At 66.1% G+C, this 20,609-nt stretch carries 20 protein-coding genes; all 20 read left to right on the top strand.

All coding sequences use genetic code 11. The features are described 5' to 3' along the window. Nucleotides 1-85: 85 nt before the first annotated feature. The 20 genes from VGF12_RS13440 (at nucleotide 86) to VGF12_RS13345 (ending at nucleotide 20,598) form a co-directional block, all read left to right on the top strand. On the top strand, nucleotides 86-1,720 hold the full coding sequence (locus VGF12_RS13440; protein ID WP_331176546.1) for a sigma 54-interacting transcriptional regulator: 1,635 nt from the start codon (nucleotides 86-88) through the stop codon (nucleotides 1,718-1,720). A gap of 215 nt (nucleotides 1,721-1,935) precedes the next feature. Beyond that, nucleotides 1,936-2,214 carry a phenol hydroxylase subunit gene (locus VGF12_RS13435; protein WP_331176539.1) on the top strand — a complete coding sequence of 93 codons (279 nt, stop codon included), beginning with the start codon at nucleotides 1,936-1,938 and terminating at the stop codon, nucleotides 2,212-2,214. A 42-nt stretch (nucleotides 2,215-2,256) separates the two neighbouring features. Continuing rightward, nucleotides 2,257-3,255 carry an aromatic/alkene monooxygenase hydroxylase subunit beta gene (locus tag VGF12_RS13430; protein WP_331176538.1) on the top strand — a complete coding sequence of 333 codons (999 nt, stop codon included), beginning with the start codon at nucleotides 2,257-2,259 and terminating at the stop codon, nucleotides 3,253-3,255. A gap of 15 nt (nucleotides 3,256-3,270) precedes the next feature. Beyond that, the gene (locus VGF12_RS13425; protein WP_331176537.1) at nucleotides 3,271-3,573 is read left to right on the top strand and encodes an MmoB/DmpM family protein; all 303 of its coding nucleotides are present in this window, start codon (nucleotides 3,271-3,273) and stop codon (nucleotides 3,571-3,573) included. Between the two features lie 43 nt (nucleotides 3,574-3,616). Continuing rightward, entirely contained in the window at nucleotides 3,617-5,194 is a 1,578-nt protein-coding gene (locus VGF12_RS13420; protein ID WP_331176536.1) for an aromatic/alkene/methane monooxygenase hydroxylase/oxygenase subunit alpha, read from the top strand. Nucleotides 5,195-5,236: 42 nt separating this feature from the next. After that, the gene (locus tag VGF12_RS13415; protein ID WP_331176535.1) at nucleotides 5,237-5,599 is read left to right on the top strand and encodes a phenol hydroxylase subunit P4; all 363 of its coding nucleotides are present in this window, start codon (nucleotides 5,237-5,239) and stop codon (nucleotides 5,597-5,599) included. Between the two features lie 18 nt (nucleotides 5,600-5,617). Then, complete coding sequence (locus VGF12_RS13410; RefSeq protein ID WP_331176534.1) at nucleotides 5,618-6,685, top strand: 2Fe-2S iron-sulfur cluster binding domain-containing protein; 1,068 nt, start codon at nucleotides 5,618-5,620, stop codon at nucleotides 6,683-6,685. A 14-nt stretch (nucleotides 6,686-6,699) separates the two neighbouring features. After that, nucleotides 6,700-7,068: a 2Fe-2S iron-sulfur cluster-binding protein gene (locus VGF12_RS13405; RefSeq protein WP_331176533.1), complete on the top strand. Its 369-nt coding sequence runs from the start codon at nucleotides 6,700-6,702 to the stop codon at nucleotides 7,066-7,068. Nucleotides 7,069-7,086: 18 nt separating this feature from the next. After that, the gene (locus VGF12_RS13400; protein WP_331176532.1) at nucleotides 7,087-8,019 is read left to right on the top strand and encodes a catechol 2,3-dioxygenase; all 933 of its coding nucleotides are present in this window, start codon (nucleotides 7,087-7,089) and stop codon (nucleotides 8,017-8,019) included. 10 nt (nucleotides 8,020-8,029) lie between these two features. Continuing rightward, the gene (locus VGF12_RS13395) at nucleotides 8,030-9,484 is read left to right on the top strand and encodes a 2-hydroxymuconic semialdehyde dehydrogenase (protein WP_331176531.1); all 1,455 of its coding nucleotides are present in this window, start codon (nucleotides 8,030-8,032) and stop codon (nucleotides 9,482-9,484) included. 10 nt (nucleotides 9,485-9,494) lie between these two features. Further along, nucleotides 9,495-10,277: a 2-oxopent-4-enoate hydratase gene (dmpE, locus tag VGF12_RS13390; RefSeq protein WP_331176530.1), complete on the top strand. Its 783-nt coding sequence runs from the start codon at nucleotides 9,495-9,497 to the stop codon at nucleotides 10,275-10,277. A gap of 10 nt (nucleotides 10,278-10,287) precedes the next feature. Then, nucleotides 10,288-11,076 (top strand): 2-oxo-3-hexenedioate decarboxylase, encoded by a 789-nt coding sequence (dmpH, locus tag VGF12_RS13385; protein ID WP_331176529.1) that lies wholly within the window; start codon nucleotides 10,288-10,290, stop codon nucleotides 11,074-11,076. 14 nt (nucleotides 11,077-11,090) lie between these two features. Continuing rightward, nucleotides 11,091-11,924, top strand: coding sequence for an alpha/beta fold hydrolase (locus VGF12_RS13380; RefSeq protein WP_331176528.1), 834 nt, complete (start codon nucleotides 11,091-11,093; stop codon nucleotides 11,922-11,924). Further along, a complete protein-coding gene (locus VGF12_RS13375; protein WP_331176527.1) occupies nucleotides 11,921-12,505 on the top strand; it encodes an antibiotic biosynthesis monooxygenase in 585 nt (194 codons plus the stop codon). The genes VGF12_RS13380 and VGF12_RS13375 overlap by 4 nt, the downstream gene beginning before the upstream one ends. Nucleotides 12,506-12,533: 28 nt before the next feature. Next, nucleotides 12,534-13,448, top strand: a complete 915-nt coding sequence (locus tag VGF12_RS13370) for an acetaldehyde dehydrogenase (acetylating) (protein ID WP_331176526.1) — start codon at nucleotides 12,534-12,536, stop codon at nucleotides 13,446-13,448. An 11-nt stretch (nucleotides 13,449-13,459) separates the two neighbouring features. After that, nucleotides 13,460-14,500, top strand: coding sequence for a 4-hydroxy-2-oxovalerate aldolase (dmpG, locus tag VGF12_RS13365; RefSeq protein ID WP_331176525.1), 1,041 nt, complete (start codon nucleotides 13,460-13,462; stop codon nucleotides 14,498-14,500). 43 nt (nucleotides 14,501-14,543) lie between these two features. Then, complete coding sequence (locus VGF12_RS13360) at nucleotides 14,544-14,735, top strand: 2-hydroxymuconate tautomerase (protein WP_268151031.1); 192 nt, start codon at nucleotides 14,544-14,546, stop codon at nucleotides 14,733-14,735. 345 nt (nucleotides 14,736-15,080) lie between these two features. Next, the gene (locus VGF12_RS13355; RefSeq protein ID WP_331176524.1) at nucleotides 15,081-16,070 is read left to right on the top strand and encodes a WD40/YVTN/BNR-like repeat-containing protein; all 990 of its coding nucleotides are present in this window, start codon (nucleotides 15,081-15,083) and stop codon (nucleotides 16,068-16,070) included. Continuing rightward, entirely contained in the window at nucleotides 16,067-18,502 is a 2,436-nt protein-coding gene (locus VGF12_RS13350) for an efflux RND transporter permease subunit (protein ID WP_331176523.1), read from the top strand. Before VGF12_RS13355 ends, VGF12_RS13350 begins: the two co-directional genes overlap by 4 nt. A gap of 44 nt (nucleotides 18,503-18,546) precedes the next feature. Beyond that, complete coding sequence (locus tag VGF12_RS13345; RefSeq protein ID WP_331176522.1) at nucleotides 18,547-20,598, top strand: DUF1302 family protein; 2,052 nt, start codon at nucleotides 18,547-18,549, stop codon at nucleotides 20,596-20,598. Nucleotides 20,599-20,609: the final 11 nt, after the last annotated feature.

Below are 20,609 nucleotides of genomic sequence, written 5' to 3'. Positions count from 1 at the left end.
TTCACCTGGCTGTAGTATCTACAGACGAGGCGAAGACCTTTCCAAGACACTGATTAGGAGACAAGTGGTGGGCGAACTGTTGTCCATGCTTCGCTTCAATGCGGGCTCGGGCCATATCTGGCTGAACGAGCACCGCATGATGCTGTTGCATACGCGGGCCTTGGCCGAGTTGCGGAGGGAATTGCTGGATTCGCTCGGGGTCGCCCGTGCCCGCGGCTTGCTGGTCCGCATGGGCTTTGCGTCCGGGAAGCGCGATGGAGAACTCGCCCTGGGGGAGATGCGCGCCGGCATGCCCTATGAAAAGGCCTTCATGCTGGGCCCGCAGCTGCACAGCATCGAGGGGGCTGTGCGCGTCGAGAAGGTCCACTTGGAGCTCGACCTGAAGGCCAAGCACTTTGTCGGCGAGTTCCTGTGGACCAACTCCTGGGAGTGCGACGCCCACGTCACTGAACTGGGTTATGGGGACGATCCGCAATGCTGGCAACAGATTGGCTATGCCTCGGGTTACACCAGCGCCTTCGTCGGCCGCTTGATTGTCTTCAAGGAGACCGAGTGCCACAGCATGGGCGACAGCCACTGCCGCATCGTTGGCCAAGCCGCGGAGGACTGGCACGACGACGAGTACGTCGACTATTTCCGCCCGCAACGCATCGGTGAACGCCTGATTGACTACAGCATTGGCCTCGAGCACCTGCGCGCAGTGCAGGCTCGCCGTGAGTACGACACCAATCTCGTCGGCGTTTCTCCAGGCTTTCGCGCTGCCTTCGAGTTGCTGAAGCGGGCTGCGCCGAGCGCGATCACGGTGCTGCTGTTGGGCGAGACTGGCGTGGGCAAGGAAGTCTTTGCCCGCTGGCTGCATGACAACGGTCCGCGGGCCGGCGGGCCGTTCATCGCGGTCAACTGCGCCGCCATCCCGGCTGACCTCATAGAAGCAGAACTGTTTGGTGTCGAGAAGGGCGCCTACACGGGCGCCCACATGGCCAGGGCAGGGCGTTTCGAACGGGCCCACAACGGCACACTCTTTCTCGACGAGGCTGGTGACTTGCCGTTGGCCACGCAGGTCAAGCTGCTGCGCGTGCTGCAGACCGGCGAGATCGAGCGCCTTGGCGCCGAGCAACCCATCAAGCTCAATGTGCGCATCGTCGCGGCCACGAATGTGGACCTGCAGCAGGCCATGCAGACCGGCAAGTTTCGCAATGACCTGTTCTACCGCCTCAGCACCTTTCCGATCACGATCCCGCCGCTGCGCGAGCGCACGGCAGATATCCCGCCGCTGGTGAACCGGTTCCTTGAAAAGTACAGCGCGCTCTATGGCAAGAAGCTCAGCGGGTTGACCGATCGCGCGATGCGCGACGTGCTGAACCGCGCCTGGCCCGGCAATATCCGCGAATTGGAAAACGCGATCGAGCGCGCCGTGCTGCTCGCGCCTGAGGGCGGGGCCATCGAGTCTGTCCATCTTTGGAGCCATGGCCCCGGCATGGCGGCGGAGCAGCAGCTGGACGCCCTGGGCCAGGTCGGCAACCCGGGCGCTGTCGAGCTGGACGGTCTGTGCGACCAGGTCCTGCAGCAGAACATCGACATGGCATCGCTGGAGCAAAGGCTGATGCAGCTCGCCATGCAGCGCGCCAAGGGCAATCTGTCCCAGGCGGCACGGTTGCTGGGTATCACGCGCCCCCAACTGGCCTACCGGCTCAAGAAGGAAGGCCTTCCGGCCACGTGAGTGTTTGCCGCGGCGCGGGAGCGAACGCGGCATTTCACCAATTGATCAAGCTGCGGTGCAGCAACTGATCGACTGGGCATGCGGGACTTCCCGGGTTCTCGGTCTGCCATGACCTCGGATTCAGGCAAATCAATCACTTAGCCGGCCTGGCACGCAGGTTGCGCTCATCAGGGTGGACGACAGCCCCGTCGTCTGCAACTTGATGGATTGAACAAGTGAGCCAGCGTCCCGCCACCCCCCGCTCCGCCTCGGCGGCCGAACTGACCGGCCAGGCCTGCTTCGTGCGCGTGACCGGGACCCGAGGTGCCCGCTTCGTGGAGTTCGAGTTCGCCATTGGCGACCCCGAGCTGGCGGTCGAACTGGTGCTGTCTTTCGAACAGTTCAGCCAGTTCTGCGCCACCCACGGCGTCACCCATCTGAGTGCAGCCGAGGGCGCCCGACTCGACTACGAGCGCATGAAGTGGCGCTACGGCGAGCCGGGCCTAGACCACTGAGCCGCGCCGACGGCCATTTCAGAACGACAGCAGGAGACCCGCATGCAAGTCGACATCAAGACCACCGACATCCAGCCCATCCGCCAGACCTTTTCGCACATTGCGCGCCGCCTCGGCGCCGACAAGGCGGCCTCCCGTTACCAGGAGGCCACTTTCGACATGCAACCGACGACCAACTGGCACTACCGGCCGCTGTGGGAGCCGGAGCGCCATGTGTTCGACGCGCGCCGTACTGCCATCGTGATGGCCGACTGGTATGCCTTCAAGGACCCGCGCCACTTCTACTACGGGGTCTACACGATGGCACGCGCCAAGCAGCAGGAGGGCGCCGACCGCCAGTTCGAGTTCGCCGAGAAGCGCAACCTGCTGGGCGCAGTGGACGAGGCAACGCGCGAGTCGCTGACCCAGGTGCTGGTGCCGCTGCGCCACTACGAGTGGGGCGGCAACATGAACAACACCTACTGCTGTGCCTACGGCTACGGCACGGCGGTGACCCAGGCTTGCAACTTCGCTGCCATGGACCGCCTGGGCATCGCGCAATACCTGTCGCGCATCGGCCTGCTGCTGGACGGCAACCAGGGAATCGCCCTGGATGACGGCAAGCAGGCCTGGATGCAGGCGCCGGCGTGGCAAGGCGTGCGCCGCGTGATGGAGAACCTGTTCGTCACGCACGACTGGTTCGAACTCTTCGTCGCGCAGAACCTGGTGTTCGACGGACTCCTCTATCCGTTGATCTACCGTCACTATGTCGACGCCCTCAGCCCGCGGACCGGCAACGCGCTGGCCATGCTGACGGAGTTCATGAGCGACTGGCATGCCGAGACGACCCGCTGGGTCGACGCCACCGTCAAGACCGCCGCCGACGAGTCGCCCGCCAACCGCGACCGGCTGGTCAGCTGGGTCGCCAGCTGGCGCGACGAGATGCAGCGGGCGCTGGAACCCCTGGCTCGCTCGGCACTCGGCGAACAGGCCACGGCCGCCCTGGCCGCTGTGCACGCCGACTTCGACACCCGCATCCAACGCCTGGGCCTGCAGGCCTGAAACCGGAGTCCGCTCATGACCACCACCGCCGCCGCCGCCTCGCGCGCCCCGGTCTTCATCTCCTTGTTGAGCAACGAAGTGTCGCGTTGCATCGTCGAGGCCATCGTCGCCGACAACCCCGACGCCGTCGTCGCGGAGTTTCCGGCCATGGTCAAGGTCGACGCGCCTGGGCGCATCGTCATTCGCCGCGACTCCGTCGAGGAGCGCCTGGGCCGCCGCTGGGACGTGCAGGAACTGCACCTGAGCCTGATCTCGCTGTCCGGAAACATCGACGAGACCGATGACGAGTTCACCCTGCAATGGGGCCGCCGCAGCTGAGCTGCCTCCCACCACCAAGACAACAGACCACCGGAGACAACCGATGAGCCCGATCGCCCCCAAGACCTCCAAGCGCCTCGGCATCAAGGAGCGCTACGCCATGATGACCCGCGGCCTCGGCTGGGAAACCAGCTACCAGGCGATGGACGACGTCTTCCCCTACGACAAGTTCGAGGGCATCAAGATCCACGACTGGGACAAGTGGGAGGATCCCTTCCGCCTGACGATGGACGCCTACTGGAAGTTCCAGGGCGAGAAGGAGAAGAAGCTCTACGCCATCATCGACGCCTTCCAGCAGAACCAGGGCCAGTTCAACGTCGGCGACCCGCGCTACCTGAACACGCTCAAGCTGTTTCTGACCGGCGTGTCGCCGCTGGAATATGCGGCCCATCGCGGCTACGCGATGGCGGGCCGTGCGTTCCGAGGCGTCGGCGCCCGCGTCGCGTCGCAGATGCAGTCCATCGATGAGCTCCGTCACGCCCAGACGCAGTTCCACACGATCAGCCACTTCAACAAGTACTTCAACGGTCTGCACGATCCCCAGTACATGCACGACCGCGTCTGGTACCTGTCGGTGCCCAAGTCCTACTTCGAGGACGCGATGACGGCGGGGCCGTTCGAGTTCATCACTGCGATCTCCTTCTCCTTCGAGTACGTGCTGACCAACCTGCTGTTCATGCCCTTCATGAGCGGCGCTGCCTTCAACGGCGACATGGCCACCGTCACCTTCGGCTTTTCGGCGCAGAGCGACGAGTCGCGTCACATGACGCTGGGCCTCGAGGTCGTGAAGTTCATGCTCGAGCAAGACCCGGACAACGTGCCCATCATCCAGCGCTGGATCGACAAGTGGTTCTGGCGCGGCCACCGCCTGCTGACGCTGGTCGCCATGATGATGGACTACATGCTGCCCAAGCGCGTGATGAGCTGGGCCGAGGCCTGGGAGATGTACTTCGAGAAGAACGGCGGCGCGCTGTTCGAAGACCTGGGACGCTACGGGATCCGGATGCCCAAGTACCACGAGGTCGCCACGGCCGAGAAGCAGCATCTCTCCCATATCGCCTGGGCCACCTTCAACAACTATGGCCACGCGGCGGACTTCAACACCTGGGTGCCGCAGCCCGACGAGCTCGATTGGCTGAGCCAGAAGTACCCCGAGAGCTTCGACCGCATCTACCGCCCACGCTTCGAATGGATGGCGGAGCAGGAAGCCAAGAACGGCGCCATGTGGCGCAACAACACGCTGCCGATGCTGTGCCAGACCTGCCAGGTGCCCTGCATCTTCACGGAGATGGACGAGCCGACGCGCATCAGTCTTCGCGAGACGAACTATCACGGCATGAAGTACCACTTCTGTTCGGACGGCTGCAGGGACATCTTCGAGCAGGAGCCGGAGAAGTATGTGCAGAGCTGGCTGCCGGTGCACCAGATCTACCAGGGCAACTGCTTCCCCGAAGGCACCGACCCGACGGTGCCTGGCTTCAACCCGCTGGCCAAGGTGCTCGAGTACTACCACCTCGCGCCGGGCGCCGACAGCGGCGACTTCAACACGTCGCCCGACCGCGCCAACTGGGAGCGCTGGACCGGCCAGCAGCTGACTCCCTCGGCGGCCAAGGCCGCCTGATCGCACCACGCTCCTCCACCCCCCAACTCTCAGGAGACGCTCATGCCCGTCGTCGCCCTCAAGCCCGGCTATGCCGGCCCCGTGCAGGACACCGAGGACAAGTTCCACGGCAACCGCCTGCTCTACATCTGCTGGGACGAGCACTTGCTGTTCTGCGCTCCGGTGGCGCTGCCGCTGCCCCCGGCCATGCCCTTCGGCGCACTGCTCAGTGAGGTGCTGCCAGGTGTCTACGGCAGCCACCCCGACTTCGCCCGCATTGACTGGAGCCAGGTGTTGTGGACCGAGTCCGGCAAGCATTTCAAGCCCGATGCGGCCAAGTCGCTCGCCGAAAACGGGCTGGTGCACAAGTCCGTGCTGCGCTTTCGCACGCCGGGTCTGCGCGGCATCCAGGGCTCGCGCAGCTGAAGGCTGCCGGAGGCTGACATGAGCACGCACATCACCATCGAACCGCTGGGCCAGGCCGTGGCGGCGCGCGACGGCCAGACGGTGCTGGACGCCTGTCTGCGCGCCGGCGTCTGGCTGCCGCACGCCTGCGGCCATGGCGTCTGCGGCACCTGCAAGGTTCAGGTGCTGGAGGGCGAGTTCGAACATGGCGGCGCATCCAACTTCGCGCTTATGGACTTCGAACGCGACGAAGGTCGCATCCTGGCCTGCTGCGCAACGGCGCGCACCGATCTCGTCATCGAGGCAGAGATCGACGAGGACCCGGATGCACAGTTCCTGCCGCTGGCGGACTACAGCGCCGAGCTGGTTGAGGCACGCATGCTGACGCCCACCATCCGCGGCCTGTGGCTGCGGCCGGATCGCGAGGTGCCCTTCCAGGCCGGGCAGTACCTGATGCTGCAAGTGCCGGGCGTTGACGGCGCGCGCGCCTTCTCCGTGGCCAACGCGCCGGGCGAGGCGCTGATCGAGCTTCACATCCGCCGCGTGCCCGGCGGCAGGGCCACCGGTTGGCTGCACGACGAGCTGCGGGTCGGCCAGACGATGCGGTTTTCCGCGCCCAGTGGCCGCTTCTTCGTTCGCAAGTCCGCCCAGCTTCCTTTGATCTTCGTCGCCGGCGGCTCAGGACTTTCCAGCCCCAAGTCCATGATCCAGGATTTGCTCGCCGAAGGCTGCCGGCTGCCCATCACGCTTGTGCAGGGCGCGCGCAACATCGACGAGCTCTATTTCCGGGATCTCTTCGAGGCCCTCGCCGACAAGCATCCCAACTTCGCATACGTGCCTGTGCTGTCCGACCTGCCGGACTCGCCGGATGGCGGCGACTGGGCCGGTGCGCGCGGCTACGCCCACGAGGCGCTGAAGACCCAGTTCGCTGGCGACTTCCGTGGCCACAAGGCCTACCTGTGCGGCCCGCCGCCCATGATCGAGGCCTGCATCAAGACGCTGATGCAGGGCCGGCTGTTCGAGCGCGACATCTACGCAGAGAAGTTCTTCACCGCTTCGGACGCGGCCGGCTCCGCGCCACGCAGCCCGCTGTTCCGCAGCCTGTGAGGAGCGCGACGACCATGTCCTACCAGGTCGACATCACCAACACCGAGGAGCGCTACGCCTGCGCCGACAGCGCCACGCTGCTGGCCGGCATGGAGGCGCTGGCCCGCCGCGGCATCCCGGTCGGCTGCCGTGGCGGCGGATGTGGTGTCTGCAAGGTGCGGATCGAGGTTGGCCAGGTGCGCACCGACAAGATGAGCCAGTCCCACATCAGCGCCGCCGACGAGGCCGCCGGCTATGTGCTGGCCTGCCGCGCCTACCCCTGCAGCGACTTGCGCCTGAGCGCGGTCGACAAGCTGGCGCGCTGCATCGAACGCAGCCGCGCCAAGGCCGATTTTCTTCAGGCTGCCCTGGCCACGGGCAGCCACCCCGACCCCAACCGATAGACAACAAGGAGACTCACCATGGCACTCAATGGCGTTCTGAGACCCGGGCATGTGCAACTGCGCGTGCTCGACCTGGAGGCGGCCGTCCGCCACTACGGCGAAGTGCTGGGCCTTTGGGAGGTAGCGCGCGACCCGCAGGGCCGCGTCTACTTCAAGGCTTGGGACGAGCACGATCACCACAGCATCGTGCTGCGTGAGGCAGACACCGCCGGCATGGACTTCATGGGCTTTCGCGTCGACTCGGCGGCCACCCTGAAGAAGCTGGCCGAGGACGTCAAGGCCAGCGGCCTGGCTACCGACATGAAATGGGTGGAGGCCGGCGAGATGCTGCGCACCGGCGAGCGCTTCCGCTTCACAGTGCCGACGGGCCACCTCATCGAGCTGTTCGCCGACAAGGACAAGGTCGGCAACGGCATGCCGCTGGAGAACCCCGAGATCTACCCGGATGGCCTCAAGGGCATGTCGCCGACGCGCTTCGATCATTGCCTGCTCTACGGCGACGACCTTGACGGCACCGTCAAGCTCTTCATGGACGTGCTGGGCTTCCGCCTTGCTGAGCAGGTCGTCGCCGGGCCGGACCGACTGCAGATTGCGGCCTTCCTGACCTGCTCCAACAAGCCGCACGACGTGGCCTTCATTCGCCACCCGGAGAAGAACAAGTTCCATCACGCGTCCTTCATCCTCGACAACTGGGGCGAGGTGCTGAAGGCGGCTGACATCATCACCCGCAAGCGTGTGTCGCTGGACATCGGCCCCACCCGTCACGGCATCACGCGTGGCGAGACCATCTACTTCTTCGACCCCAGTGGCAACCGCAATGAGGTCTTCTCGGGCGGCTACATCCACTATCCGGACCGGCCGACGCTGACCTGGACCGACGACGACCTCGGGCGCGCGATCTTCTATCACGACCGCAAGCTCAACGAGAACTTCCTCAGCGTGCTGACCTGAGGTGAGGATCATGAAGCAGTTCCTGAACTTCATCGACGGCGATTTCGTCGCCACCGGCACCACCTTCGACAAGCGCGCACCGGCTACCAACCAGGTCATCGGGCAGGTGCACGAGGCCGGCCAGGCTGAAGTGGATGCCGCAGTGGCCGCCGGCCATGCTGCCCTCAAGGGCGAGTGGGGCCGCATGAGCGTCGTCAGGCGCGCCGAGCTGCTGCATGCGGTTGCCGACGAGATCAATCGCCGCTTCGACGACTTCCTCGCCGCCGAGCTGGCTGACACCGGCAAGCCTCATGCGCTGGCGAGCCACATCGACATCCCTCGTGGTGCGGCCAACTTCAAGATCTTTGCCGACATCGTCAAGAACGTGCCGACCGAGAGCTTCCAGATGACGACGCCCGACGGCGGCACGGCCATCAGCTACGCGTTGCGCTCGCCGCTGGGCGTGGTCGGCGTGATCTGCCCGTGGAACCTGCCTCTGCTGCTGATGACCTGGAAGGTCGGTCCCGCGCTGGCCTGCGGCAACACGGTCATCGTCAAACCCAGCGAGGAGACACCCGCCACCGCCACGTTGCTGGGCGAGGTGATGAACGCTGTGGGTGTTCCCAAGGGCGTGTACCAGGTGCTGCATGGTTTCGGCCCCGGATCGGCCGGCGAGTTCATCACCAAGCACCCTGGCGTCAACGGCATCACCTTCACCGGCGAGACGCGCACCGGCGAGGCCATCATGGCCGCTGCGGCCAAGGGCGTGCGTCCCGTCAGCTTCGAGCTCGGCGGCAAGAACGCCGGTGTTGTCTTTGCCGACGCCGACTTCGACAAGGCCGTGGCCGGCATCACCCGCAGCGCCTTCGAGAACTGCGGCCAGGTCTGCCTGGGCACCGAGCGCGTCTATGTGCAGCGGCCCATCTTCGACCGTTTCGTCGCGGCGCTGAAGGCCAAGGCCGAGGCGCTGACGATCGGCGGCCCCGACACCCCAGGGGTGGGGCTGGGGCCGCTGATCTCGGCCGAGCACAAGGCCAAGGTGCTCTCCTACTACGCCAAGGCCCGCGCCGAGGGGGCCACCGTCGTCACCGGCGGCGGCGAACCGATCATGCAGGGCCTGCTCGCAGAGGGCCATTTCGTGCAGCCCACGATCTGGACCGGTCTGCCCGAATCGTCGACGGTGATCCGTGAGGAGATCTTCGGCCCGTGCTGCCACGTCGCCCCCTTCGACACGGAGGAGGAGGTGATTGCGCTGGCCAATGCCACCGACTACGGCCTGGCCACCACCGTGTGGACGCAGGACCTGGGTACAGCTCACCGCATGGCGGCCGCCATCGAGGTGGGCCTGTGCTGGATCAACAGCTGGTTCCTGCGCGACCTGCGTACCGCCTTCGGCGGCGCCAAGGCCAGCGGCATTGGCCGCGAGGGCGGCGTGCATTCGCTGGAGTTCTACACCGAACTGCGCAACGTGATGGTCAAGCTCTGAAGGACACGCCATGACCCCCGACAAGATTCAACATTACGGCGACGAGCTCTATGCCTCGCTGCTGAGCCGCCAGCCCGTCGAGCCGCTGACGAACCGTGAGTCCGAGATCAGCATCGACGACGCCTACCAGATCCAGTTGCGCATGATCCAGCGCCGGCTGGACGCGGGCGAGACCGTCGTCGGCAAGAAGATCGGCGTCACCAGCCGCGTGGTGATGGACATGCTCGGCGTGAACCAGCCCGACTTCGGACACCTGCTCTCGGGCATGGTGTTCAACGAAGGGGAGCCGGTGGACACCAGCCGGCTGATCGCCCCCAAGGCCGAGGCCGAGGTGGCCTTCATCCTGGCGCGCGACCTGACCGGCCCCGGCGTGACCGCGGCCGACGTGCTGCGCGCCACCGACTGCGTGATGCCTTGTTTCGAGATCGTCGACTCCCGCATCCGGGACTGGAAGATCAAGATCCAGGACACCGTCGCCGACAACGCCAGCTGCGGCGTGCTGACGCTGGGCGGCATGCGCCGCAGCCCGCGCGAGCTCGATCTGGCGCTGGCCGGCATGGTGCTGGAGAAGAACGGCGAGGTCGTCAGCACCTCCTGCGGCGCCTCGGTGCAGGGGTCGCCTGTGAACGCCGTGGCCTGGCTGGCCAACACGCTGGGACGGCTGGGCATCACGCTGAAAGCGGGCGACGTGATCCTGTCGGGGTCCCAGTCGCCGCTGGTGCCGGTGTTGCCGGGCGACAGCCTTTACTGCCACGTCGGAGGACTTGGCAGCACCTCCGTGCGATTCATCTGAGGAGCCCGACATGGCACTTGACGCAGTCACCATCGCCCAGCTTGCCGAGCACGTTGAATCGGCTGAGCTGAACGCACACGACATCACCAAGATCACCGACGAATACCCGGCCATGAGCTGGGATGACGCCTATGCCATCCAGGACGCCATCCGCGCTCGCAAGGAGGCGCGGGGGCACAAGACCGTGGGCCTGAAGTGCGGCCTGACCTCGCGGGCCAAGATGAAGCAGATGGGTGTCGAGGTGCCCTGTTTCGGTTTCGTCAGCGACTACATGAGCTGTGCCGAAGGCAGCGACATCGACACCGCCCGGCTCATCCACCCCAAGGTGGAGGCCGAGATCTGCATCGTCACCAAGGCGCCCCTGCGCGGCCCCGGCTGCCATGTGGGCGCCGTCATGGCGGCCGTCGATTTCGTGTTGCCCGGCGTCGAGATCATCGACAGCCGCTACCGCGACTTCAAGTTCGACCTCAAGAGTGTGATCGCCGACAACACTTCGGCCTCCCGCTTCGTTGTCGGCGGCCGGCCCCGCAATGTCGAGGAACTGGACCTGCGCACACTGGGCGTCGTGATGGAGAAGAACGGCCGCATCGTCGCCATGGCTGCGGGTGCTGCAGTGCTGGGCCACCCGGCGGCCGCAGTGGCCATGTTGGCCAACCACCTGGGCGCACGCGGTCAGGAGATCCCGGCCGGCAGCTTCATCATGACCGGTGGCGTCACCGAGGCCATTGCCGTGCAGGCCGGTGACCAGGTGACCGTGCGCTTCCAGGACCTGGGAAGCGTCGCGATGCGTTTCGTCTGAGGCCGGCGGCGAACATGAGCCATACACACCGCATCGCCACCGGAGCCTTCCAGACGCTGTACCACGACCACGGTAGCAGCCGGCCCGGCCAGCCGCCGCTGCTGATGCTGCACGGCTCCGGCCCCGGCGTGAGCGCCTGGGTCAACTGGCGGCTGTCACTGCCCGTGCTGTCACAGCATCGGCGGGTGCTGGCCCCCGACCTGGTCGGCTTCGGCGACACCGAGCGCCCGGCGCGCCTCCACTACACCATGGACGGCTGGGTGCAGCAGGTGCTGGATCTGCTCGATGCGCTCGACTTGCCCCAGGTCGACCTGGTCGGCAACTCCTTTGGCGGGGCGCTGGCCCTGGCGCTGACGATCCGCGTGCCGCAGCGCGTGCGCCGCCTGGTGCTGATGGGCAGTGTCGGCGTGCCCTTCACCATCACGCCAGGGCTGGACGCCGTCTGGGGCTACCAGCCCTCGATCGCCACCATGCGCAGCCTGCTGGACTTGTTCGCCCACGACCGCTCGCGTGTCAACGACGAACTCGCCCAGCTGCGCTATGAGGCCAGCATCCAGCCGGGTTACCAGGAGGCCTTCGCTGCCATGTTTCCTGCACCGCGTCAGCGCTGGGTGGATGCCATGGCCAGCCCCGAGGCTGCGATCCGCGCGTTGCCGCAGGAGACGCTGGTGCTGCATGGCCGAGAGGACCGCATCATCCCGCTGAGCACCTCGCAGACGCTCGCCGACTGGATCCCGAACAGCCAGTTGCACGTGTTCGGCCATTGCGGCCACTGGACGCAAATCGAGCATGCTGGGCGCTTCAACCGCCTGGTGGCAGATTTCCTCGCCGAGGGGGATGGGGCGTGAGCCAGGGCGCCGTCACCGTGCTGATCACGCGCCGCGTGAGGCCCGGCCACGGACCGGCCTTGGAGGCAGCCATGGATCGCATGATCCAGGCTGCGCGGAGCTTTCCGGGCCATCTCGGCGGACGCGTCGTGCGCCCCGACGAGGACGCGGACGACGGACTCGATCTCTTCCACGTGGTCTTCGCCTTTGACACCGAAACCCATCTGCGCGAGTGGCAGCAGTCGGAGGCCCGCGCACAGGGACTGGAGGCGGTGGCGCCACACGTCGAGGGGCGGCAGCAGGTGCGCGAGGTCGACGGCCTTGGCCTTTGGTACGCCCAGCCCAAGGATTCTCAGGACCCGCCAGGCCCGCCGCATGCACCTCCGCCGCGCTGGAAGGTGGCGGTGGTCACCTGGCTGGGCATCTTCCCCACGGTGCTCGCGCTGTTCCTTACCGTGGGGCCGCTGATGTCCGATTGGCCGCTGGTGCCACGCGTGCTGGTGATCACGCTGCTGGTGGTGCTGATCATGACCTGGCTGGTCGCACCGCGGCTGACGCGCTGGCTCAAACACTGGCTGCATGCGGCACCGCATGACGCCTGATCGATTTCAACTTCGTGGAGCAAACCTGATGAGCAAGAAAATCAAGTGCGCGCTGATCGGGCCGGGCAACATCGGTACCGATCTGCTTGCCAAGCTGCGTCGCAGCAAAGTGCTGGAGCCCGTCTGGATGGTCGGCATCGACCCCGAGAGCGATGGCCTGAAGAAGGCCCGCGAGCTGGGCCTGAAGACCACCGCCGAGGGCGTCGATGGCCTGATCCCGCACATGCAGGCCGACGGCATCCAGATCGTCTTCGACGCCACCTCGGCCTATGTGCATGCCGAGAACTCCCGCAAGGTCAACGCCTGCGGTGCGCTGATGATCGACCTCACGCCAGCGGCCATCGGCCCCTACTGCGTGCCGCCCGTCAATCTCAGGGAGCATGTCGGCAAACGCGAGATGAACGTCAACATGGTCACCTGCGGCGGCCAGGCGACGATCCCGATGGTCGCGGCCGTCTCGCGCGTTCAGCCGGTGGCCTACGGCGAGATCGTCGCCACCGTCTCCTCGAAGTCGGTAGGCCCGGGCACGCGCAAGAACATCGACGAGTTCACCCGCACCACGGCCGGTGCCGTGGAGAAGGTCGGCGGCGCCAAGAAGGGCAAGGCCATCATCATCATCAACCCGGCCGAGCCGCCGCTGATCATGCGCGACACCGTGCACTGCCTGGTCGAAGGCGAGCCTGACCGCGCGGCCATCACGGCGTCCATCCACGCCATGATCAAGGAAGTGCAGAAATACGTGCCCGGCTACCAGTTGGTCAATGGCCCGGTGTTCGATGGACAGCGTGTCTCGGTCTTCATGGAGGTCGAAGGTCTGGGCGACTACCTGCCCAAGTACGCCGGCAACCTGGACATCATGACCGCCGCCGCCGCGCGCACCGCCGAAATGTTTGCCGAGGAGATGCTGGCCGGCAAGCTAACGCTCGACGCCGTTCCAGCCTGAAGGAGAACACCATGAGCAGCAAGAAGATCACCCTGCACGACATGACGTTGCGCGACGGCATGCACCCGAAGCGCCATCTGATGAGCCTTGAGCAGATGGAGACCATCGCCTGCGGGCTGGACGCCGCCGGCATCCCTCTGATCGAGGTCACCCATGGCGACGGGCTGGGCGGCAGCAGCGTCAACTACGGCTTTCCGGCCCACACTGACGAGGAGTACCTGAGCACCGTCATCCCGCTGATGAAGCAGGCCAAGGTGTCGGCCCTGCTGCTGCCAGGCATCGGCACCGTCGACCACTTGAAGATGGCCCATGAGCTGGGCGTGCACACCATCCGCGTGGCCACTCACTGCACCGAGGCCGACGTCTCCGAGCAGCACATCACCATGGCCCGCAAGATGGACATGGACACGGTGGGCTTCCTGATGATGGCGCACATGAACAGCCCCGAGGGTCTGGTCAAGCAAGCCAAGCTGATGGAGTGCTATGGCGCCAACTGCATCTACGTGACGGACTCGGCCGGCCATCTGCTGCCTGACACGGTCAAGGCCCGTGTGGGCGCGGTGCGAGCGGCGCTCAAGCCGGAAACCGAACTGGGCTTTCACGGGCACCACAACCTTGCCATGGGCGTGGCCAACTCCATTGCCGCCATCGAGGCTGGCGCCAACCGCATCGACGCGGCCGCGGCGGGCCTGGGCGCCGGCGCCGGCAACACGCCGATGGAGGTGCTGGTGGCGGTTTGTGACCTGATGGGTATCACCACCGGTGTGGACGTGTTCAAGATCCAGGACGTGGCCGAGGACCTCGTCGTGCCCATCATGGACTTCCCCATCCGCATCGACCGGGACGCACTGACGCTGGGCTATGCCGGCGTCTACGGCAGCTTCCTGCTGTTTGCCAAGCGCGCCGAGCAGAAGTACGGCGTGCCGGCGCGCGACATCCTCGTGGAGATGGGGCGGCGCGGCATGGTCGGCGGGCAGGAGGACATGATCGAGGACACGGCGATGACGCTGGCGCGCTCACGTGCATGCGCAGCGCAGAAGGCCGCTGCTTGAAGCCCGTGCCGCGCAGGCCGGCCTGAACCCAACGGAGACTCCCATGCCCTTTGCCCAGATCTACATGATCGAAGGTCGCACGACCGAGCAAAAACGCGCCGTGATCGAGAAGGTCACCCAGGCGCTGACCGAGGCGGTCGGCGCACCCAAGGAGAACGTGCGCGTCTGGATCACCGAGGTGCCCAAGGAGAACTGGGGCATCGCGGGCGTTAGTGCCCAGGATCTCGGCCGCTAGCCAACCCAGCCTCGCCCCGCAGGCCCGCCCGCTGCTTCACGCAGCCGGCGGGCCTGCTGCATTTCGGCGGCCGTTGCGCCGCCGGATTTGAGCATTTGATCAAGCGGCAGTGCAGCAAATGCTCAAGTCGGTATGCGGGAGTCCCCGGGGGGCGGTGCGACCCCCGCGGCAGCTCCGATACGAATCAAGCACTTGGCGGTGTTGGCATGGGCTTTGCGCCTTTCCTCGTGGGCGCTGAAGGCAGCGTCCGCGGGTTGACGAAATCGACAAATGTGGCGCCAGACGCCACCACAGGCCGGCCTTTGTCGGGTCTGCGAAGAGGGGACAACGATGGAATCGAGACTGATGAGGGGATGGGCTGCGCGCCTTGCGTGGCTGGGTACCTCATTCACCATGCTGAGCGGCTGTGTACCGGCGCCCGACTGGACCGGCGTGCAGGCGGAGCGGGTCAAGCCCGTGCAGCGCTATGACACCTTCCAGGCGCTGGCCAGCCATGGCAGCCGCGTCGTGGCCGGCGCGGCCGGGGGGGTCATCCTGACCTCCACCGACGGCGGGGCGCGTTGGGCGCGACATGTGCTGGCCCAGCCCTCGTCGGTGCTGGCAGTTGCCGCCTGCCCGGATGGCAGCTTCGCTGCGCTGGACTTCTACAAGAAGGTCTGGGTACTTCCTGCGACCGGTGGCGAGTGGTCGATGCGCCAGGTACCGACCCGCAGCGACCTGCTGGCCCTGACCTGCGATCCGCGCAACCGGCTGTGGGCCGTCGGCGCGCGCACCAGCATCCTGTGGAGCGCCGACCACGGCGCCTCGTGGCAGGCCCGCGACCTGGGCGACGACGCCATCCTGACCACCGTGCAGTTCGTCGACGACAGGCGTGCGGTCATCACCGGCGAATTCGGCGCCGTGCTGACCAGCGCGGACGGCGGCGCCAACTGGCAGCCCCAGCCCAAGATCGAAGGCGATTTCTACCCTTATGCGGCGCTGTTCACGGACAGCGCCAACGGTTGGGTATCGGGCCTGGCCGGCGTCATCAAGCGCACCCGCGATGGTGGCCGCACGTGGACGACTCAGGCCAATCCGTCCGGTGTACCGATGTATGCATTGCTGCGCGTCGCCGACGAGCTGTACGGCCTGGGCGCCGGGGGCCGCATGGTGAAGCTGCAGGGCGACCAGTGGCAGGCCTTCGAGCATGGCCAGGACATCCCGGCCTATCTGTCGGCCGGCGTTACCCTCGATGCGCGGTCGATGCTCGTTGCCGGCGCGGCCGGCGCGCTGAACGTCATCCACCTGTCGACGCAGGTCGCACAGGCCCCCACAGACACCAAGGAAGCGCGATGAGAGCCGCCGCCCGCCAACTGCTGCGCGCGCTGGTGCGCGCCGAGGAATGGATCTTTGCCAATCCGAAGATCGTGCTGGGGCTGATCCTGGCCGTCACGCTGGTCTTCGCGACCCGGCTGCCCGGCCTGCGCATCTACACGGACTTCAGCGACTTGCTGCCGCAGAAGCACCCCTATATCCAGACCTACAACCGCATCAAGGAGAACTTCGGCGGCGCCAACCAGATCGTCATGGCGGTCGAAGTCGAGCAGGGCACGGTCTTCAATGATGCGACGCTCGCGCTGATCCAGCGTGCCACACAGGGCATCGACAACCTGCCCGGCGTCAACCACAACCTGGTCGGCAGCCTGACGCACCGCACCGCTCGCCATGTGCACCTGACGGCGGAGGGCAGCTTCGCGTCCGAGCCCTACTACGACCCGCAGCGCCCTCATCACACGGCCGAAGAGCTCGACGAGCTGCGCCAGAAGGTGATGGCCAACCCGCAGGTCTACGGCCTGCTCGTCTCGCCGGACCTGAAGGCCGCGTTGATCAAGGCTCAGCTCAACGAGGGCGAGATCGACTACGCGAAAACCTTCGCCGCGCTGCAGGCGCTGAAGGCCGAGCTGGCATCGCCCGGCCACCGGATCCACCTGACCGGCAACCCGGTGCTGACGGGCTATGTCTACACCTACCTCAACCAGATCGTCGCCATCTTGTTCTACACGCTGGCCCTGCTGGCGGCGCTGCTGATCGCCTATTTCCGGCGCTTCTACGGCGTCTTCCTGCCGCTTCTGGGCATCGCGCTGTCGTCGATATGGGGCCTGGGCTTCATGTCCTGGCTGGGCTTCAACCTGGAGCCCCTGTCCATGCCGATCCCCTTCCTGATCGCGGCGCGGGCGATGTCGCACGGGGTTCAGCTGGTGGCGCGCTATTACGAGGAGCTGGCCATCACCCACAGTGGCCGTCGTGCGGCCCGCAATGCGCTGGAGGCGCTGTTCCGGCCTGGCTCGCTGGCCATCGCAGTGGACGCCATCGGCATTGGCGTGATGATCCTCGGCGCCGCGCCCTTCAACTGGAAGCTGGGCATATCGGCGGGTTTCTGGGCCTTCTCGGTCATCTTCACCGTGCACTTCATGGTGCCGCTGGCGCTGACCGTGCTGCCCGAGCCACGGGCCACCGCGAACAAGAACGAGGGCATACGCTCCTTCCTTGGTGCGGCCATGGCCCGCAGCGGTGGCACGGTCCAGGGCGCGACTGCCATCCTGCTCATCGCCGGCTTGCTGATGCTGGCCGGTGGGCAGCTGGCGGCGGGCGTGAAGACCGGCGAGACCGAGCCGGGTTCGCCCATCCTGCACCGAGACCACGCCTACAACCAGTCGACCGAGGCCATCAACCGCCTGTTTCCCGGCTCTGAGGAACTGCACATCGTCGCCCGCACCGAAGACAAGGGCGGCATCAAGCGGCCGGAGGTGCTGCGAGCCATCGAGGCCTTTCAAGCCGAAATGCTGGCCGACCCCAACCTCGGCGGCACCAAGGCGCTGCCGACCGTCGTGCGTGTCGTCAACCGGTTGACGCACAACGACGATCCGCGCTGGGCCCAGGTCCCGGACTCGGCCGACGAGGTCGGCGGGCTGATGTTCGCCTACCTCGCGTCCAGCCCCATTCCGGGTGCTCTGAAGGAGTTCGTCAACGCCGACGAGAACGAGGCCGACCTGGTGTTCTATTACAAGGACCGCCAGGCCGAGACCATCAACCGCGCGCTGGCCCTGGCCCGTGACGCGGCCACACGCGTCACGGCCCAGGTGCCAGGCCTGAGCTTCGAGCCTGGCGGCGGCATCATCGGAGTGACGGCGGCCGCCAACGAGGCGCTGCACACCGACCATCTGCTGCTCGTGCCGCTGGTCATGGGCTTGGCCTTCATCGTCGTGATGGCCTACTACCAGTCAGTGCACGCCGGCTGGCTGATGGTGCTGCCGATGCTGTTTGCCACCGTCCTGTCCTATGCCTACATGGGCTGGGTGGGCATCAGCATCAGCGTCAACACGGTTCCCGTCATCATGATCGGCGTCGGCGTGGGCATCGACTACGCGGTCTATTTCATGGACCGCATCCGCGAGGAGATGCCGCATGTGCGCGACGTGCGCCAGGCAGCCATCAACGCCGTCAGCACGACCGGCTATGCCGTCAGCTTCACAGCGCTGACGTTGACTGCGGGCGTGGTGCTGTGGGTCTTTCTCAGCGACCTGCGCTTCCAGTCCGATGCCGCGGCACTGCTGTCCTTCATGCTGATCGTGAACGCCATCGCCGCCATCCTGATCGTGCCGGCCTGGTGCGTCGTGTTCAAGCCCCGCTTCGTCGTCGCGGGCGCGCTGGAAGCGGCCGCGGCGAGCGACGACGACCCCAGCACCGCGAGGCCTCGCACCGAGCCCCGCGCAGCAGCGAGCGCCTAGACGGACAACGGCGCCGGAACACTCACCACAACGAGGAGACATTGATGACATGCAACCACCCATGGCGGCGTTGGCCGCTGGGGCTGAGCCTGCTCGCCGGCCTGGCCGGGCCTGCATTCGCGCAACAGCCCGCTGACGCTTCAACCCACGCCAGCGTCAACAGCGAGGCCGAGACACTGAACGTCGTTTCCCAGTCGGGGCCCGGCCCCTGGAAGGTCGATGTCTACTATGAGAACGACACCCGCGTGCGCGGCAAGGACGCCACCGGACAGAGCGTCGGGCTGTCCAAGTTCCGCAACACGCTGCAGGTCGAGGTCGACAAGAAGCTCGCCGGCGGTTGGGCCTTGCACAGCATCCTGCGCGGCAGCCATGACGGCGTCTACCGCCTCAACGACGACCAGTACGGCAATCGCGCCGGCGGCAGCGTGCTGCTGCAGTCCACCGGCGGGCCGCCGCCGCTGCCGCACGGCGGCGGCGCCGTGAACCGGGCCGTGGTGAACAGCCTGGGCCTGACCACCAACACCTTCGGCTTCAATTCGACCAACCCAGCCGCGCCGAACTACAACCCCAACGAAGGCCTGCGTCTGCTTGGCGACCGCTGGCATTCCACGCAGAACGGCGGCGTCGAGTTCGCTGTGCCGGTGCGCCCTTGTGACGTCGACGGCCGCGGCTGCGCGGACTTCGGAGGCTATGGAAACAAGACCCGCAGCCAGCTCGAGTCACCGGAGTTCAACAACCGCGCCGACGCGTTGCGCGAGCTCTATGTGACCAAGTCCGTCGACCTGGATGCCGGCCAGCAGCTCTTTCTGAAGCTGGGCCGACAGCAGGTCGTCTGGGGCCGTACCGACCTCTTCCGGGTGCTCGACGTCGTCAATCCCGTCGACTACTCGCGCAACAACATCTACGACGAGCTGCAGGACATTCGCATTCCGATGTGGATTGCCCAGGCCGAATGGCGCATGGGATCCAGCGAGAGCATGCAGGACCGCAACCTGCAGCTGATCTGGAATGTCGACAAGTTCCGGCCCAACAACCTTGGGCAGTGCGGCACAGCCAACACCATCCTGGACGCCGGCTGCTTCTTCCGCGGCATGAAGAACCTCTGGGACAACGGCGGCACGGTGTCCAACTTCGCCAACGTCGGCCCCGGTGTGCTGCTGTCCACTGACTTCGGGCCCGGCCAGATCGGCATCCGCAGCGTGGACCTGCCGAAGTGGAACCTGCAGAACACGCAGGTCGGCATCAAGTACGAGGGTGTGACACAGGGCGGTCTGTCCTTTTCGCTGAACGCGCTGAGCTACCGATCGCAACTGCCGTCTCTGCACGGCGGCAAGGCTGCGCAGAACGCCTTCACCGGTCAGCCTTGCAAGGATGCTGCGGGCCATTGCCCCTTCCTGATCGCCTTCGACGTTGCTTATCCGCGCGTCAACATGATCGGCGGTTCCCTGGACCTGCAGTGGGAAGCGGCCAAGGCTGCCGTGCGCGTTGAGGGGGCGCTGACCCAGGGCGAGGAATTCGCCAACACGGCGCGGCCCGAGCTGTATTCGAAGAACAAGGTCTGGCGCTCGGTGATCGGCTTTGACCGGCCCACCTTCATCCCCTTCATCAATCCGAATCGCACGACGCTGATCTCGGCTCAGCTGTTCTACCAGCACATCTTCGACCACGAGCAGCGCCAGGATGCCCTCGGCACCGTTGGCATGCCCGACTGGAAGGACAACGTCACCGCGACGCTGCTGATCAAGGCTTTCCTCGCCAATGACCGCGTCAGCCCGCAGCTCATCACGGCCTACGACGTGCGCGCCCGTGCGCTGGTGATGTCGCCTCAGATCGACTGGCTGGTCAGCAACAAGTTCAAGCTGAGCTTGGGCGGCAACTTCAAGACACGCAGCAACGAGGAGCGATGGAAGTACGACGACTGCCGCTCCTGCAACCCCTGGCCGCCGTTCACGAGCCCCTTCGGCGACGCGGACGCGATGACCGCCTACTCGCGCGGCCTCGGCGGCCTCGAACCCCTCGGGCGCTTCCGCGCCGGCCCCATCGGCTCGGCCTGGAAAGAGAACGAGCTGTATTTCACCGCCCGCTACCAGTTCTGACTCAGGAGACC

The organism is Roseateles sp. (genome assembly GCF_036404855.1).
Taxonomy (GTDB): Bacteria; Pseudomonadota; Gammaproteobacteria; order Burkholderiales; family Burkholderiaceae_C; genus Pelomonas.
Note: the sequence above shows the minus strand (reverse complement) of the source record. Positions and strands in the feature narration are given on the sequence as shown.